Below are 16,033 nucleotides of genomic sequence, written 5' to 3'. Positions count from 1 at the left end.
CCAATGAAGTACTCCGACGAGCGCCGAGAAGCCATCCTCAAGAAGCTGCTCCCGCCACATAACCGCACGGTGGCGGAGGTGGCCCAAGAAGAAGGTATCTCAGTAGCCACGCTATACAACTGGCGTAAGAAGGCTCGCCAAGCGGGCCGTTTGCTACCTGACCAGAGCGATGATGCCGAGGGCTGGAGTTCGCAGGACAAGTTCCACGCAGTGCTGGAGACGGCGGCCCTCAGTGAAGCCGAGCGTGCCGAGTACTGCCGGCAGCGCGGCCTCTATCCTGAACAGATTCAGCGCTGGCGGGCGAGCTGCGAAGGCGCCAACGACCGGAGTGAAGTCGCCTCCAAGCAGCAGAATGAAGCCCGCAAGGCGGACCGCCAGGAAAACAAGGATCTCAAGCGTGAGCTGCGCCGCAAGGAGGCCGCTCTCGCGGAAACCGCAGCCCTCTTGGCGCTACGAAAAAAGGCCCGAGCGATCTGGGGGGACGAGGACGAATGATCAGCACTTCAGATCGCCAGGACGCCGCACAGCTGATCGATGAGGCGCGTGCCGAGGGAGCCCGCCTGCAAACCGCGTGCGCAGAGCTCGGCATCGGTACCAACACCTACCGCCGCTGGGGTTGGGGCGGTCAAGATCGACGGCCTCAGGCCGTGCGACCTGTCCCGCGCCATGCCCTGTCACCTGAAGAGCGTCAGCAAGTGCTGGAGATTTGTCATCGTCCCGAGTTCGCCAGCCTGCCGCCTGGGCAGATCGTGCCGCGGCTGCTGGACGAGGAAGGACTATACGTGGCGTCAGAGTCCAGCTACTACCGCATCCTCCGGGCGTGCGGCGAGCAGCACCAGCGTGGCCGCGCTCGTACCCCACGCCCAAAGGGGGATCCTCAGCGACACCGCGTGACACGCCCCAATGCCTGTTGGAGTTGGGACGTGACGTACTTACCGACCCGGGTGCGTGGGCAGTTCTACTACCTCTACATGATCGTCGACATATACAGCCGCAAGATCGTTGATGCCGAGGTCTTCGACCAGGAGTCCATGGGCAACAGCAGCGAGGTCATCCAGCGCGCCGTGTTGCGCGAAGGCTGCATCAACAAACCATTGGTGTTGCATGCTGATAATGGCTCCGCCATGAAAGGGTCGACGCTTCAGGCGACCCTGCAGCGACTGAACATCACCCCGTCGTACAGCCGCCCCCGAGTCTCTAATGACAACGCCTTCTCGGAGTCGCTGTTCAGGACATGCAAGTACCGGCCTGACTACCCGCCGGACGGCTACGAGAGCCTGTCAGCGGCGCAGCAGTGGGTGACCGACTTCTTGCGCTGGTACAACCACGAGCACCGCCACAGCGCCATCCGCTTCGTCACCCCAGAGGAGCTGAAGTGACCCCCGCCAGAGCTGCACAGGCTATAGTGCAGCCATCAGGAGGACAGGATGAACGACGACAACCCCATCAAGCGATGGACCGCGAAGCGCAAAGCCGCGGTGGTCATGGACATCTTCAAGGGCAAGACCACCGTCGCTGAAGTGGCTCGCCAGTATGACCTCACCGTCTCCGAGGTCGAAGGCTGGATCGATGAGGCCCAACGCAACATGGAGAACGGGTTCAAAGCCCGCCCCAAGGACATCCGTGAGCAGTACGAGTCCGAGCTCCGGGAGACCAAGGAGGCACTGGGCGAAGCCCATCTGCAGATCTATGCACTAAAAAAATTCAAGCGCCTGCTCGACGAGGACGAGAACTCGTAAGGTCGCTGCAGGCGCAACTGGCCGAGGAAGGTCATGTGGTATCGCTCGTCAAGCTCTGCCGCTGGTTGGGACTCCCCCGGCGAAGCCTGTGTTACCGGCCCAAGCCGCGGCGCCGTGTGATCAATACCGAACTGGCTAGCAGGGTGAAGCTGACTCTGGAACGATTCCCTACCTATGGTTATCGTCGTCTGGCGTGCGTGTTGGGAGAGAACCGCAAGCCTATCCAACGCATCCTGCAGTTGAAGGGCTGGCAGGTGCGCAAACGACCCCAAGGCTTCCGGCCACGTGCCAGGAGCTTGCCGTCAGTCGCTTCAAGACCTGATGAGCGATGGGCAACTGATCTGACTCACGTGTGGTGTGGAAAGGATCGACGAGCCAGCTTGGCGGTGATTATCGACTGTTGCACTCGGGAGATCCTCGGCTGGCGATTATCGGACAATGGCAGTAGCAAGACCGCCGAGGCCGCGTTGGAAGAGGCCCTGGTGCATCGATTCGGCGCCTTGGGCCGAATTCATCAGCCCTTGGCACTGCGGTCCGATAACGGCCTGGTCTTCAGCAGTCGCCACTACACGGGCACGGTGAAGGCCTACGGACTCACCCAGGAGTTCACGACACCGTACACGCCGGAACAGAACGGGCTCGTAGAGCGCTTCTTCCGCTCCCTGAAGGAGGAGTGTATCTGGCTGCATCGGTTCGAGTCGCTGGGACAAGCCAGGGCAGTGATCAACCACTGGATCCGGTTCTACAACGAAGAACGGCCACATCAGTCTCTAGGCTATGTGGCACCCCGAGCACACCCGGCATTAGCGGCGTAGGGTGTGCAGAAATCAGGGGGTCATTACAGAGCGGCATGCCGGCCAGGATGAAGAGGTTCTGGCAAGGCGGGATGCCATCTATGCTGAGGCGAAACGACAACATCCCGGACGGTGGAGCGGCGCTACCCGCAACTGGACGCCACGTCGGACGGCCTGGCTGAACCCCGATCAGGAAGATCCAATCTTCATGCAGGATCAGCGGTTATAAGCCGCGTGATCCCGTGTTCCAACAAGCTTGACAGGCATCGGGGGTGAATCATTGGCAAACCTCCACGGTGACGAACCGGGCAAGTCGATGGCGTGGTGGCGTGGGAATCCGTTGTACAGCCAAGCCTTCTTCCCACGCCAACAGCTCCGCTAGATCGAGCTGTTACTCATTTGCATACTTACCAAGCCCCATCTACCGAGATGAGGCATGAAACAGATGGCCCAACCAAAAGGCTTGCGTGGCATTCAGTTCCATCATGATGCTCTCCTCTGCAGGAAGAACCTCAGTGTGATGGGGAGTGACCAAGTCCGGTAGATGAAGTTTGTGGATCGCTTACCATGTGATCAGCCGCCTGGCTGCCAGTACTGAGGCAGCATTTCGTGGATCTGACTGGCCGTTTGGGTTGGCAGCCAGGCCAGTACGTCTTTCAGGTAGTCATGCGGTTCATGGCCGTTCAGCTTGGCAGTCTGGTCCGGCTCATGATATTGGCAGCGTGCTGGTGTAATGCCCCCTAGTTTCTGCACACCCTACGCGGCTAAAACACGGTGCACAAAACCCAAGGGGTCATTACATGATCAGACTCAGCAGATGCCTTTTTTGGATATATTGGGAAAGATACTCTCCCCGATTCAACCTTTCCAGTAGATCCAGGGAGCAACACTAGCATTTCGTATTATATATAGAGAGTCATCTACATCGTTAGCAATTCTGCTGGATTCACACACACTTTCAATATTATTAACTTCATATTTCGAGTAGACGTTAAGCGTATAATTAGACTTCCAATAAACTTGGCATATATGCCTATACCCCCGATCCTCAGCCCAAGAATAGATTTTATCTTGACCATTGGAACTAAACATTATCGATGTAGGCCAAGCGTGAAAAACAATAACTTCCGGCTCATATGCATCTAAAGTATTTTGGTTGACTCCCTCGTGAGCAACAAGCGAACTTCCAAGCCCGATATTATCATAGGAAGTAATGCCGGCGTGATAAGCAGCCATACCCGCATCCCCCATTGACATCGAGTCAATTCCCTGTTCATCAGCCTCCACAGCAATAGCTTTTCCCAATTGCGCATGCGCGTCTAAAGCTCTGGGATAATAATTAGCAATATGCACTAGGCTTGTTACAGAGAAATTCTTTACAAAAAAAACAAAGAACCAAAAGAAAGCAATAGAAATTAACACACTACGAGAGCATATTCCTTTCCACCATTTACAACAACCAACACGAAAATCAGATCTATTGTAATCAAAAAAATTGGTTCCAATATAGACTAAAATGAAGCAAGAGGGGAATATTATATGAAAAGCGAATCTATCGATATAGTTCATCATAAGAGTAGACGTGGAGTAACTAAAAATAACAGCAAAGAAAAATAACGAAGCCGTTAAAAAAGCCCTGTGCTTACCCACCAACAAAATTCCAAAAATCGGAAAAGCCACAAATGAGAAATATAGAAAATTAAGTAAGTGGAACCCGCCCCCCGACTTCACATAGAAAGTGTTAGGTAATGCGTAACCAAAGTAAATCTTGTGAAACGAGAAATAAAAAGCCATAGGGACAGCAAGCAGAAAAAAGGCTATAAGAGCCCTCTTGAGGCGATAGCAGTCAAAACATAACAAGATACTGGTTAAAAAACGAAAATCCTTTACTAATGAAAGCTCATCCAACTTCCTGGGAAGAGCAAAGTAAAACGGGACCAAAGCTAATAGAATCCAAGACTCAGGCCTTGTCATAAAGAGAGCAAGAGAATACAGGATTATTTTAAAAAAATCGTCTTCTATTAATGAAACAAAAAACACAGTCAGCAAACAAACATATAGAAATGTCTCTAGGCCACTAAACGCATGAATAAAAGTAGCAGGAATAGCATACACGAAAGCAACAAAAACACTCATCTTGGTTTTACGGTAAAACCAGAATGCAAATATAGCTATACATGCCAAAGAAGATATTTTGAAGAAAAGAACAACATCTAAATCCAGAAGTTCTGGAATAATACTTACGACAGCATAAATAGGATTTGTATATGCCTGAGTCAAGTCAAAATGCACAGGATTATAACCCCAAACTCCTTGCTCAACAAGGTTCTTACCATACCTCCATGTGATAAAAGCGTCATCCACTGTAAACCTTGAAAAAATCCAGAAAGAAACACCAACTAAAAAAGACATTATTAACAACAGAAAACAATTAAATGTCTTAATTTTTCCATATGCCATGTTTACGTCCGCCCAGCCGAAATTAACATCCACAAAAACCTACGATACAAGCACGTAAATTATACACGAACAAACTGTTGCTTTCGTTCGTTCCACATAAATCCATAGTCGACAGTTCTTAGCATAGGTAAGTCCCCCGCAGTATCTCCATATGCATAGGTTTTCGATGGATTATGGTTCTTAATCCAATTAGCTATTCTCTCCGATTTTTCGTTTCCATGACAATTTTTACCGAAAATTGTATCAGATACTAACCCGCCATCTTTCTCTTCCAAATTAGTGCAGATCACAGAACTTAAATTTTCGCGCCTTGCCCAAGCTTTAAGATAAATATCGAACGATGCGCTAACAAGTACACAATCATGCCCTTGTGATTGATGCCACTTGACAAGTTCCATCCCTTCTCGCCTAAGCATCAAAGGGATAATTTCATCAGCAAATTTCTGCCCTTTTTCATAAAGATGCCCGAGTCTATAACCAGCCAAATACCCTTTTAGCAAAAGCCGTTTAGCAACATCATTCCGCAAAACTTTTAAAAAATAAGCCAAAATATAATGACTATTAACAGTAAGCTTAGTGTAGTATATTGGAGAGCCGACCAAAAACTTCAAGAACGGCATGAGGGTATCGCCCGTTGTCAAAGTCCCATCAAAGTCGAAGAATGCAACAGGCTTGGCACTAACAACGTCACAACACATCACAATGACATCCGTTTAAAAATAAAGTCTGGTATACATTTCAACACCTTTATTATTCCCCACCAAAACCAAGGAAGATACACCTCACCACTTCCTTTTTTCATCGACTTAATAATACCGGCAGCAACTTGACCAGGCTTAGCCCACAGTATACCAGACTTATCAAAGCCTGCGGTCATAGGAGTATCGACAAAACCTGGTTTGATAGTGACAACATCAACGTTAAATTTTACTAGTCTGTTGCGCAGTCCCTGAAGGAAAATGGACACCATTCCTTTGGCCGCGCCATATACATAATTACTTTTCCTCCCGCGATCACCGGCGACAGAGCTAATAACAGCAATGACACCGTGTTCCTGAAATTCGAATCGATTGGCAAGCAGTGTTAAGAGGTTGATCACACTAAGTGAATTTGTCTCGATCTCCTGAATAGTCAAGCGAGCATCCGCTTGACAAGCCAATTGATCTGGAAGGCTACCGTAGGCAATCAGTACGCCATCAATCCCGCCCAAATTTTTCTCGGCAATTCTAATGATGCAATCATGTTGCATTCGGTCGGTGAGATCTGCAACAGTGCCGCCGATATACTGAGAGTCGCCAGCACGCACTTTTAAGTCGTCGATAAGCGCATCTAGTTTTTCAGGATTCCGACCTACGCAGTGAAGCGCCGCTCCTTGGGCAACTAATTGGCGAGCAGTATGCGTAGCAATAGCGGAAGTCGCTCCGAAGATAATCACACGTTTAAGAGAATTCATGAGGTCACACGCTGCCAGAAACGGGAAGAAAAGTTGGGATCGACGTACTCACTGAAAGCTTCCCATTGTGGGAAGCCAGACCGGAAAAGATAGGCCGGCATACGGGCGTCTTTTCCAGGATATAAAGCGCCACCACTTTCGCGCACAATAGCATCAAGCTCATTGAAAAGACGTAGGGTCTTTTCACCTCTGTTCGGAAAGTCCAAAGCCAAAGTGGCACCGGGGCGCGGAAACGACAGCATACCTATCGATGGCTTTCCTCCAAAGGTCTTCAGTACGGCTAGAAATGAGCCTTCTCCGTGCCGTGCGATAGTATCGAGAAGAGCCATGGTGGCCTCCTTGGCTTCTCTAGGCGGTATGACACGGCGGTCTCAATGAGCAAGTGCAACACCTGATCGATCAGGTACGCTATCGCTATGACTCATTGCTACCACCACCTTACTACTGAAGAACGTGCCACCATCATGCTGATGCGTGAAGGTCACTCGATACGCTCCATCGCCAAGTTCCTTGGGAGAGCTGCCAGCACGATTTCTCGAGAACTGGCTCGGCATGCGGTACCTTCTCATGCTGGCTACGACGCCAGTCTGGCGGGTTTCAGGGCCACGCTGACGCGACATCGAGCACGACGACAATCTAAGTTGCGCCTTGGTACGCCTCTCTTCGATCTGGTGACCTACCTGTTGCGCAAGTACTGGTCTCCTAGGCAGATAGCCATCACACTGAAGCGCATGTATCCAAATGACCCTACACGTCAGGTCTCCCACGAGGCCATCTACAACGCGCTCTATGTGATGCCCCGAGGCTCGCTGAAAAAAGAGCTCATTGCTTGCCTTCGGCAGGGGAAGGGAAAGCGGCGTCCACGCAGTCGTGGCAAGGATCGTCGCCGCCAAACTCCTGACTTGGTCAGTATTCATCTCCGGCCGCCTGAGATCGAAGATCGGTTGATGCCCGGGCATTGGGAAGGCGACCTCATCATGGGGGCCAGCAACCGTTCTGCCGTAGGCACGTTGGTTGAGCGCACGACACGCTTCGTCATACTGGTGAAAATGGACGGTACGACCGCGACGGATGCGATGGTCGGCTTTAGTGACAAATTGAACCGTGTTCCACGCTCACTACGGCTGTCGATGACCTACGACCAAGGGAGCGAGATGGTCAAGCATGCCGAAATAACCCAACGTACCGGGACAGCCATCTACTTCGCCGATCCACACAGCCCGTGGCAACGTGGGTCTAACGAGAATACCAATGGTCTGCTTCGACAGTATCTGCCCAAAGGAACGGACCTATCGACCTACACCCAGGAGGAGCTCGATGAGATCGCAGACTCACTCAATACCAGGCCTAGAGAGACGTTGAACGCCAAGACGCCTCTGGAGGTATACGCGGAGGTTCTCCAGAAGTCAGTGCCCGGATCTCCGGCACTCCAATAGTGTTGCGCTTGTAGGTTGAGACCGCCAAGGCCTAGTGCAACTACAGTTCCCAGGAGACCAATCTGGACAAAAGCAGACAAGACATCCCGCCATCCTCCAAAAAGCGAGAAAGCTAAGTAGCATATAGTTGCACCTGCAATGGACAGGATAAGCGCCCTCAAACGCCAGCCCGATATTTGATACCCCGCCGTAGTCATGAAAGCACCCACAGTGTCGATATTACCCAGAAGACTACGGTGATCAAAAGGTGACGATCAGTGAGAAGATCCTTTGCAGCATCATTACCTCTTGATCGATGATGCAGTAAATAAACGTAGCGAAAGATTCCATAGACGACAAATGGTAAAGTATAGATCAGATCATCACTTCCATGCATAGCTATAGTTTCCGGAGAAACTGTATACAATCCATAAGAGAGAACTGTGCATGCCGCCGTAACAGCAATGAATTGCTCAAGCATAACTGGACTGTATTCATCCAAGACTCGCCGAGCTAGACGACTACTGCTATTCTCATTGCTCTCCAGCATCAATAGTTCTGCTCGACGCTTAGAAAATCCCAAAAACAGAGTAACCATTAAACCACACAGCAAAAGCCAAACAGAAGGTGCAATGTCTAGCCCAAGCGTGCCAGCTAATATACGAAGCATAAACCCTGTAGATATTAAGAAAACATCAAGTATTACCACATGTTTAAGGCTATACGAATAAAAAATATTTATCACAAAGTATGTTACTACGAAAAAAACAACCCAATAGCTAACAAAAAGGGAAATCACCAGCGACATGGCGACTAGTGCCAGCAATACACGCTTTGCAGCATCTCTCGATATAGCTCCACTCGGCAATGGTCGGTGACACTTAACCGGATGTATTCGATCGGCCTCTATATCCAAAATATCGTTAAGAATATAAACTGCACTAGCCATACAACAAAAAGCAAAAAATGCTAACAATGCATGAAAAAGAGTAATTATATCCCATTGGTGAGAAAATAGAGCCCCCACCAGAACAAAACCATTTTTAATGTATTGGTGAGGCCTTAGGAGCTGAATCAACGAACGCATCAAACCACTACCAACGACATAGCAGCTTTCGTGGCGATTAGACAGCTCACGACATTAATGTGGGTATCTACGGTGGTAAATTTCATGTGAAATTTAATACTCATAATATGAAATTTTTTCCAGAAGCAGTATTAAAACGTTTAATGAATTTAATTATGCCTAATTTTTTCATCTTATTGAATAGCTCCAGCGAAATACTTCGCCACATGATGATTAAGCAAATCTTCAAAGCATTAACAATGTTTTAGAGGAACTCCACCATATTTATACTTCCAATAGTGTGTAACCACCCCACCTAATATCACGTTATGTACATACACGCCTGTACTAAAAGAATTGTATGACTCAAACTGGTTAACCACTGCCCAATACACAAAAAAGGTCACTAAAAATAATGCCATATCATTCGGCATTATTCCCGCTTTCCAAGAACACCAAACCGCATATACCATCCACAAAGCCAATAGCATCATAAGAAGAAACCCTAAAACACCATAAGCAACCACCACTTCGATTGTAAAATTGTGTAAATGACCATAATTTTCTTTAATAAAGTCAGGAAGGTTGGGACTATGATCTATTACTAGCCCACGAGCCTGGCCTCCCCAACCAAGTAAAGGCCTATCTTTAAACCATTCTAGAGCAGCAATCCAACTATGTAGTCTTGTGCCGATGCTAGTAGCAGGTATACTAGAAACGTTACCATCCATCACCTGTTTAACAATCCAAGACTCGTCACTCAACCTAGAAATAAAAAGGTCCCTGAAGATAAATGCAACTATAAAGACAAATATTAGAGCAAAACTTAACCATATAAACGATCGCCAAATCGATACATTCTTATAGGAGATACAATACACAAAGAAAACAACAATAGAGGATAATGCAGACAATACCAAGGCAAGCCAAACTGCTCTAGTTTGACCAATAATAACAGCGGTTGCGCAAATGACAAACACTATTAGCCAAATAGAAAATCTCAATACGCAACCTTTCTCACCGAAATTACAGATTCTCGTAGAAAATACAACCCAGCCTATTAGGCAAGTACCGAACAACATTGAACCATGCTGGTTATTTCTAATACCGAAACCGACGCGTTCGCCATTTATACCACGTATCCATTCCTCAATCCCTGGGTGCCATACGCTTGCAGTTAAGAAACCAAGAAAAGAAACCAGCCAAACCGTTAAAGTATATTTCGTACTACCACCGAGCCACCAAGCGACCGAAATAAATATAAAAAGCTTCCCCAGCCGGTCAATTTGCGGCATCTCAGAAACCCACTCTGGGTGGTGTATATATCCCGATAACCATGAAGCAGACTGCAGAACTATTGCGGACAAAAACAGTAACAAAACATACGATCCACGAATTTCTTTGGCATATTTAATTAATGCCACTAGGCCAATAACTGCCATTAAGGTACCAGCCTTACCACCGACTTCGTGCCAAAGAATTCCAAAGAACGCATAGAGGAATAGTAAAAAAACACCAATATTATATAATTTTTTTGGACAATACCATGACCTAGGAAAATCTAACATTAAGTTACCACCTATTCCCTATTGACCCTATAAAGGATTTGTCTAAAAGCTTAATCTAGCAAGCACCCAGCGGTTCCTGCTAAAATGAAAAAAGATAACTGGTATTAGATCTGATGCTGCTCTTTCAAGCACAGCATCCCTCATGATTCCAGAGCACGAGCCTGACCTCCAGAATTTTCTGCTACGATCTAAAACACTCTAAGTATACAGGAACGGAGTAATACATTTTTTGGTTTCTGCACACGCTATTCGCTAACACTAGGTGTACTTGGGGTGCCCCATAGCCCAGAAGCAGGTGTGGCCATACTTCGTTATAGTACCTAATTCAGCGATTGATGATGGCCTACGCTTGGACCAAAGATTCGAAGCGATGGAGTCAGATTCACTCCTCCTCAAAGACCGAAATAAGCGCCTTACAAAACCATTCTGTAACGGTCTAATGGCGTCGTGAACTCCTGACTTAGACCAGAGGCCATTACCTTTCCTTTGTAGGAATGACTGCTAAACGTAAGCGTCCGGTGAACCCATCTACCGCTGAGCCCCGAATTCCGAGACGGTAAGTGTCCACCTATTCATAAATGGACACCTATCATGAGTGAGTTAAGCGTGTTGGCAACGCCCCGGAAGCGTCGCCGCTTCACCGCTGCGTTCAAGGCCAAGGTCGTCGAAGCCTGCCAGCAATCCGATGCCTCCGTGGCTGGGGTTGCCTTGGAACATAGCCTGAGCGCCAACCTGGTACACAAGTGGATCCGTGATGCTCGTCGGCGGAAGCCGGGGGGCGACACCCCACCGTTTGACCTGCTACCTATGGCAAGCCCCTTGGCCCCTTCGGCCACCCAGCATCAGGAGACGAAGTATATCCGACTCACGATCCCGCACTCTCGGGGGCCAGTGACCGTGGAGTGGCCCGTGTCAGCCGCCGAGAGCTGTCTGACGATGCTTCGCGATCTGCTGTCATGATCCGTATCGATGAGATCTGGTTGGCCACCGAGCCGCTGGATATGCGCGCCGGTCCCGATACCGCCCTGGCGCGGGTGGTGAAGGTGTTCGGCACCGCCCGGCCCCCCACTGCCAAGCTAGTTGGAGCCTCAGCAGCTGTTAGACTCTGAACCATGTGGGGCGTGATGAGGTTCCAATGAAGTACTCCGACGAGCGCCGAGAAGCCATCCTCAAGAAGCTGCTCCCGCCACATAACCGCACGGTGGCGGAGGTGGCCCAAGAAGAAGGTATCCGATGCCTGTCAAGCTTGTTGGAACACGGGATCACGCGGCTTATAACCGCTGATCCTGCATGAAGATTGGATCTTCCTGATCGGGGTTCAGCCAGGCCGTCCGACGTGGCGTCCAGTTGCGGGTAGCGCCGCTCCACCGTCCGGGATGTTGCCGTTTCGCCTCATCATAAATGGCATCCCGCCTTGCCAGAACCTCGTCATCCTGGCCGGCATGCCGCTCCTCTGGGGTGACGAAGCGGATGGCGCTGTGGCGGTGCTCGTGGTTGTACCAGCGCAAGAAGTCGGTCACCCACTGCTGCGCCGCTGACAGGCTCTCGTAGCCGTCCGGCGGGTAGTCAGGCCGGTACTTGCATGTCCTGAACAGCGACTCCGAGAAGGCGTTGTCATTAGAGACTCGGGGGCGGCTGTACGACGGGGTGATGTTCAGTCGCTGCAGGGTCGCCTGAAGCGTCGACCCTTTCATGGCGGAGCCATTATCAGCATGCAACACCAATGGTTTGTTGATGCAGCCTTCGCGCAACACGGCGCGCTGGATGACCTCGCTGCTGTTGCCCATGGACTCCTGGTCGAAGACCTCGGCATCAACGATCTTGCGGCTGTATATGTCGACGATCATGTAGAGGTAGTAGAACTGCCCACGCACCCGGGTCGGTAAGTACGTCACGTCCCAACTCCAACAGGCATTGGGGCGTGTCACGCGGTGTCGCTGAGGATCCCCCTTTGGGCGTGGGGTACGAGCGCGGCCACGCTGGTGCTGCTCGCCGCACGCCCGGAGGATGCGGTAGTAGCTGGACTCTGACGCCACGTATAGTCCTTCCTCGTCCAGCAGCCGCGGCACGATCTGCCCAGGCGGCAGGCTGGCGAACTCGGGACGATGACAAATCTCCAGCACTTGCTGACGCTCTTCAGGTGACAGGGCATGGCGCGGGACAGGTCGCACGGCCTGAGGCCGTCGATCTTGACCGCCCCAACCCCAGCGGCGGTAGGTGTTGGTACCGATGCCGAGCTCTGCGCACGCGGTTTGCAGGCGGGCTCCCTCGGCACGCGCCTCATCGATCAGCTGTGCGGCGTCCTGGCGATCTGAAGTGCTGATCATTCGTCCTCGTCCCCCCAGATCGCTCGGGCCTTTTTTCGTAGCGCCAAGAGGGCTGCGGTTTCCGCGAGAGCGGCCTCCTTGCGGCGCAGCTCACGCTTGAGATCCTTGTTTTCCTGGCGGTCCGCCTTGCGGGCTTCATTCTGCTGCTTGGAGGCGACTTCACTCCGGTCGTTGGCGCCTTCGCAGCTCGCCCGCCAGCGCTGAATCTGTTCAGGATAGAGGCCGCGCTGCCGGCAGTACTCGGCACGCTCGGCTTCACTGAGGGCCGCCGTCTCCAGCACTGCGTGGAACTTGTCCTGCGAACTCCAGCCCTCGGCATCATCGCTCTGGTCAGGTAGCAAACGGCCCGCTTGGCGAGCCTTCTTACGCCAGTTGTATAGCGTGGCTACTGAGATACCTTCTTCTTGGGCCACCTCCGCCACCGTGCGGTTATGTGGCGGGAGCAGCTTCTTGAGGATGGCTTCTCGGCGCTCGTCGGAGTACTTCATTGGAACCTCATCACGCCCCACATGGTTCAGAGTCTAACAGCTGCTGAGGCTCCAACTAGCTTGGCAGTGGGGGTCTTGGAGGCTTCGTCACCAACATAGAGAAGGCCATGCGGGTCGGGGGCGACAATCTATTTTAATCATCTACGGGCTTGTAGCTCCGGCGTCGACACTTGTCCAAGAAGATGTATATGACCCCAGCGATCATGCGTTTTTTGATCCATAGCTTGAAGGGATTTTCGTTACTCATTCAGTCCTCGTCATGGCTACACTATAGCTCTGAAGTGGTTCAATTCAGACAAGCGGGCTGCCTCCATAAATAATTTAAAAAACAGCGTCTCATCTTACTGGTCATTACCCCAATATAATTTCATCAGCCAACTACAAATAAGTGAGGTAGAACGGGTATTAGAGTGCTCGCACTAAGTTAGTCATACTATGGAATAGGAGATTTGTTTCATTGTACCAGTGTACTTAGTTGATGCCACACGAGTCCATCTCCTTACTACTACTGCTAAGGTTTATACACTCAATAAGCATTTTTGCCAAAGAACCCTTTAAAAATGGTGATGAAAATTATCTTAAGATCTAGCCAAATATTCCAATTATCAATATACCATAGATCATAGCGAACTCTTGACTCCATCTTTACGATCGTATCAGTCTCACCGCGAAAACCATTTACTTGAGCCCAGCCAGTTATTCCCGGCTTAACCTTATGCCTTCGCATATAGGACTCAACAAGTTCTTTATAATAATCATTATGTTCTAAAGCATGTGGGCGGGGCCCAACAATCGACATCCGCCCTTGGAGGACATTGAAGAACTGAGGAAGCTCATCAAGCGACGTTCTCCTTAAAAAACGGCCTAATTTGGTGACCCTAGGATCATTCTTTGCAGCTTGAGTGATTACACCAGAGGTTTCGGAATGAACCTCCATAGTTCTAAACTTATACACTTTAAATCTTCTACCATTAGAGCCTGTTCTATACTGTTTGAAAAGAACAGGACCTGTTGATGTAGTTTTGATCAATAAAGCTATGACAATACATAAGGGGACTATACAAATTGAAATAATAGTCCCTAAAAAAATGTCCTCTGTTCGCTTAGCAATACGCGAAAGCCCACTCATGGGAGTTACACTGAGGTCAATTGAAGCCCTTCCAGCAACTTCAGTAATCCGGTGGTTCAACAAATGTAAATCACGAAAGCTGGGCAAGAACCTGACGTCAGATGTGTTGTTTCGCAGCGCATAAAGTATTTTTCGTACTGCACTTCCCATTTCTAAGGGAACGCAAATCCAAACCTCAGAAGCGTTAGTACTATCAACACGTCTAACGATTCTATCTAAACATTTTTCATCCAGTGTGTTAACTATTCGCTCGACACCAGCAATTGAGAATCCCTCTCCAGGCGATGCTCTCATTCCACGGGCTATTTCGAGAAGATTTACCCCAGGTCCAATTAAAAAAACCGAACGTCGTGCACGCCCCCGTAATCTTGCTTTTTTAAGTAGATATTGCAGTGCAATCCGAAGGCTAACAATAATGAGGAAGCTTATGGATAACGTCAAGCCCACCCAGAGCCGCGAGTAGCGCGTCGAAGCATCAGCAAAGAAAATAATCGAGGAGACAACAACACCAACAATAAAAAAAACAAATGTTAAATTACCTACAGTCGAAAATATCTGGGGAATACGCCATTTCTCATAAATTCCTAGCGCATTGTTAAAAATTATCACCAACAAAGTAATAACTGCAGTCGCCAAAACATATCTATCATGTAGAGATATTTCAGAAAATCTTAGATAGTACGAAAGCAGAGAACTAAAAACAACAATTAAACCATCAACGATGGGTGCAAAAAACTGTGGTGGAAATTGATATGAAAATGATCTTCTCTTTAAAAACATGAGTTATTTACCACCACTCTTGAAAGAGAACAAAGAAACGTCATAAAAAAACATAATTAGAGAAAGTGGATAATAGAAAAAATATCTTTTAAACAATTTAGGCTCGTCTATTATTCTATAAAGCCACCTTAAATTAAGCCTATCAACCCATTTCGGGTAATATTCGATTCCAGACTTGGCAGTTTGGTGAAAAAAACCACCACAAGTATAACCAGCACCACGCCACCCACATGTTTTTAGCGATTTCAAAAAATCTTCTTGAATCACTGCACCCATGCCTACTACAACAATGTCTGGTTTAATACTGCATATATTTTTTAGAGCTTCCATTCTTTCTGAGTTGTCGTTGAAATAACCATGCCTGGTACCAACCACCAATATTCTAGGAAATTCGCGAGAAAGCACTTGGTTAGCTCTTTCAACAACTCCAGGCTCCCCCCCCACTAAGTACACGGTTTTTCGTTTCCGTTCAGCATCGCCGAAAACCAATGGTGCCAGCGACGTCATATCGAAGCTTACCCTTTTGCATTCAACTCCAATTATTCTAATTAACAAGCACAAAAAGAAACCATCACAATAAATTCTATCAAAATCACTGTAAGTCCCTAAATTCTCCCTAGCCTTTAGGTAAGAAAAGTTGTTCAAAAAAGTTATCAACCCTTCTGCAGGTGGGTTTAAACTTTCTCTGTTTGAGTTTTTAATTTTTTCAAAAATGTTTTCTATTTTGCTCATAGTAGATATTTTAAAGTGATTCACTACGACAAACCGATCTCGTTATAAACCAAAGCGATCTATCAATTAATATTTAGACTGG

Annotated in this window: 13 protein-coding genes and 2 pseudogenes; 5 read left to right on the top strand and 10 right to left on the bottom strand. The window is 48.8% G+C overall.

The window, feature by feature from the left end; genetic code table 11:
- Positions 1 to 3 precede the first annotated feature (3 nt).
- From NFG57_RS08620 to NFG57_RS08605, 4 genes are read left to right on the top strand one after another with little or no spacing between them, the layout of a single operon-like run.
- Positions 4 to 495: a transposase gene (locus NFG57_RS08620; RefSeq protein WP_348815936.1), complete on the top strand. Its 492-nt coding sequence runs from the start codon at positions 4 to 6 to the stop codon at positions 493 to 495.
- Entirely contained in the window at positions 492 to 1,379 is an 888-nt protein-coding gene (locus NFG57_RS08615; RefSeq protein ID WP_348815935.1) for an IS3 family transposase, read from the top strand. Before NFG57_RS08620 ends, NFG57_RS08615 begins: the two co-directional genes overlap by 4 nt.
- 48 nt (positions 1,380 to 1,427) lie before the next feature.
- Entirely contained in the window at positions 1,428 to 1,739 is a 312-nt protein-coding gene (locus NFG57_RS08610; RefSeq protein WP_045995248.1) for a DUF1153 domain-containing protein, read from the top strand.
- Positions 1,703 to 2,554, top strand: a complete 852-nt coding sequence (locus NFG57_RS08605) for an IS3 family transposase (protein WP_348816167.1) — start codon at positions 1,703 to 1,705, stop codon at positions 2,552 to 2,554. Before NFG57_RS08610 ends, NFG57_RS08605 begins: the two co-directional genes overlap by 37 nt.
- Positions 2,555 to 3,106: 552 nt before the next feature.
- Here the strand turns inward: NFG57_RS08605 and NFG57_RS08600 are convergent.
- The 5 genes and pseudogenes from NFG57_RS08600 to NFG57_RS08580 all read right to left on the bottom strand — a co-directional run.
- A pseudogene (locus NFG57_RS08600) lies at positions 3,107 to 3,273 on the bottom strand (transposase domain-containing protein); the annotation flags it as partial.
- Positions 3,274 to 3,391: 118 nt separating this feature from the next.
- Positions 3,392 to 4,993, bottom strand: coding sequence for a hypothetical protein (locus NFG57_RS08595; protein ID WP_348815933.1), 1,602 nt, complete (start codon positions 4,991 to 4,993; stop codon positions 3,392 to 3,394).
- 59 nt (positions 4,994 to 5,052) lie between these two features.
- Entirely contained in the window at positions 5,053 to 5,691 is a 639-nt protein-coding gene (locus NFG57_RS08590; RefSeq protein WP_348816166.1) for an HAD family hydrolase, read from the bottom strand.
- Positions 5,691 to 6,446 (bottom strand): SDR family oxidoreductase, encoded by a 756-nt coding sequence (locus NFG57_RS08585; protein WP_348815932.1) that lies wholly within the window; start codon positions 6,444 to 6,446, stop codon positions 5,691 to 5,693. Before NFG57_RS08585 ends, NFG57_RS08590 begins: the two co-directional genes overlap by 1 nt.
- Positions 6,443 to 6,775 (bottom strand): hypothetical protein, encoded by a 333-nt coding sequence (locus NFG57_RS08580; protein ID WP_348815931.1) that lies wholly within the window; start codon positions 6,773 to 6,775, stop codon positions 6,443 to 6,445. Before NFG57_RS08580 ends, NFG57_RS08585 begins: the two co-directional genes overlap by 4 nt.
- 87 nt (positions 6,776 to 6,862) lie before the next feature.
- On the opposite strand from NFG57_RS08580, the gene NFG57_RS08575 reads away from it, so the two are divergent.
- A complete protein-coding gene (locus tag NFG57_RS08575; protein WP_348815025.1) occupies positions 6,863 to 7,882 on the top strand; it encodes an IS30 family transposase in 1,020 nt (339 codons plus the stop codon).
- Positions 7,883 to 8,075: 193 nt separating this feature from the next.
- Here the strand turns inward: NFG57_RS08575 and NFG57_RS08570 are convergent, their stop codons facing one another.
- From NFG57_RS08570 to NFG57_RS08550, 5 genes and pseudogenes are all read right to left on the bottom strand, one after another.
- On the bottom strand, positions 8,076 to 8,948 hold the full coding sequence (locus NFG57_RS08570) for a decaprenyl-phosphate phosphoribosyltransferase (protein WP_348815929.1): 873 nt from the start codon (positions 8,946 to 8,948) through the stop codon (positions 8,076 to 8,078).
- Between the two features lie 233 nt (positions 8,949 to 9,181).
- Positions 9,182 to 10,495 (bottom strand): O-antigen ligase family protein, encoded by a 1,314-nt coding sequence (locus tag NFG57_RS08565; RefSeq protein WP_348815928.1) that lies wholly within the window; start codon positions 10,493 to 10,495, stop codon positions 9,182 to 9,184.
- A 1,271-nt stretch (positions 10,496 to 11,766) separates the two neighbouring features.
- A pseudogene (locus NFG57_RS08560) lies at positions 11,767 to 13,310 on the bottom strand (IS3 family transposase).
- Between the two features lie 526 nt (positions 13,311 to 13,836).
- On the bottom strand, positions 13,837 to 15,219 hold the full coding sequence (locus NFG57_RS08555) for an undecaprenyl-phosphate glucose phosphotransferase (RefSeq protein WP_348815927.1): 1,383 nt from the start codon (positions 15,217 to 15,219) through the stop codon (positions 13,837 to 13,839).
- 3 nt (positions 15,220 to 15,222) lie between these two features.
- Positions 15,223 to 15,975, bottom strand: a complete 753-nt coding sequence (locus tag NFG57_RS08550) for a WecB/TagA/CpsF family glycosyltransferase (RefSeq protein ID WP_348815926.1) — start codon at positions 15,973 to 15,975, stop codon at positions 15,223 to 15,225.
- Between the last annotated feature and the right edge of the window lie 58 nt (positions 15,976 to 16,033).

It is taken from the genome of Halomonas sp. H10-59 (assembly GCF_040070555.1).
Classification (GTDB): domain Bacteria; phylum Pseudomonadota; class Gammaproteobacteria; order Pseudomonadales; family Halomonadaceae; genus Halomonas; species Halomonas litopenaei.
Note: the sequence above shows the minus strand (reverse complement) of the source record. Positions and strands in the feature narration are given on the sequence as shown.

Coding starts and splice junctions, on each gene's coding strand:
- NFG57_RS08620 (WP_348815936.1), top strand. CDS start 4: ATGAAGTACTCCGACGAGCGCCGAGAAGCCATCCTCAAGAAGCTGCTC.
- NFG57_RS08615 (WP_348815935.1), top strand. CDS start 492: ATGATCAGCACTTCAGATCGCCAGGACGCCGCACAGCTGATCGATGAG.
- NFG57_RS08610 (WP_045995248.1), top strand. CDS start 1,428: ATGAACGACGACAACCCCATCAAGCGATGGACCGCGAAGCGCAAAGCC.
- NFG57_RS08595 (WP_348815933.1), bottom strand. CDS start 4,993: ATGGCATATGGAAAAATTAAGACATTTAATTGTTTTCTGTTGTTAATA.
- NFG57_RS08590 (WP_348816166.1), bottom strand. CDS start 5,691: ATGTGTTGTGACGTTGTTAGTGCCAAGCCTGTTGCATTCTTCGACTTT.
- NFG57_RS08585 (WP_348815932.1), bottom strand. CDS start 6,446: ATGAATTCTCTTAAACGTGTGATTATCTTCGGAGCGACTTCCGCTATT.
- NFG57_RS08580 (WP_348815931.1), bottom strand. CDS start 6,775: ATGGCTCTTCTCGATACTATCGCACGGCACGGAGAAGGCTCATTTCTA.
- NFG57_RS08575 (WP_348815025.1), top strand. CDS start 6,863: ATGACTCATTGCTACCACCACCTTACTACTGAAGAACGTGCCACCATC.
- NFG57_RS08570 (WP_348815929.1), bottom strand. CDS start 8,948: ATGCGTTCGTTGATTCAGCTCCTAAGGCCTCACCAATACATTAAAAAT.
- NFG57_RS08565 (WP_348815928.1), bottom strand. CDS start 10,495: ATGTTAGATTTTCCTAGGTCATGGTATTGTCCAAAAAAATTATATAAT.
- NFG57_RS08555 (WP_348815927.1), bottom strand. CDS start 15,219: ATGTTTTTAAAGAGAAGATCATTTTCATATCAATTTCCACCACAGTTT.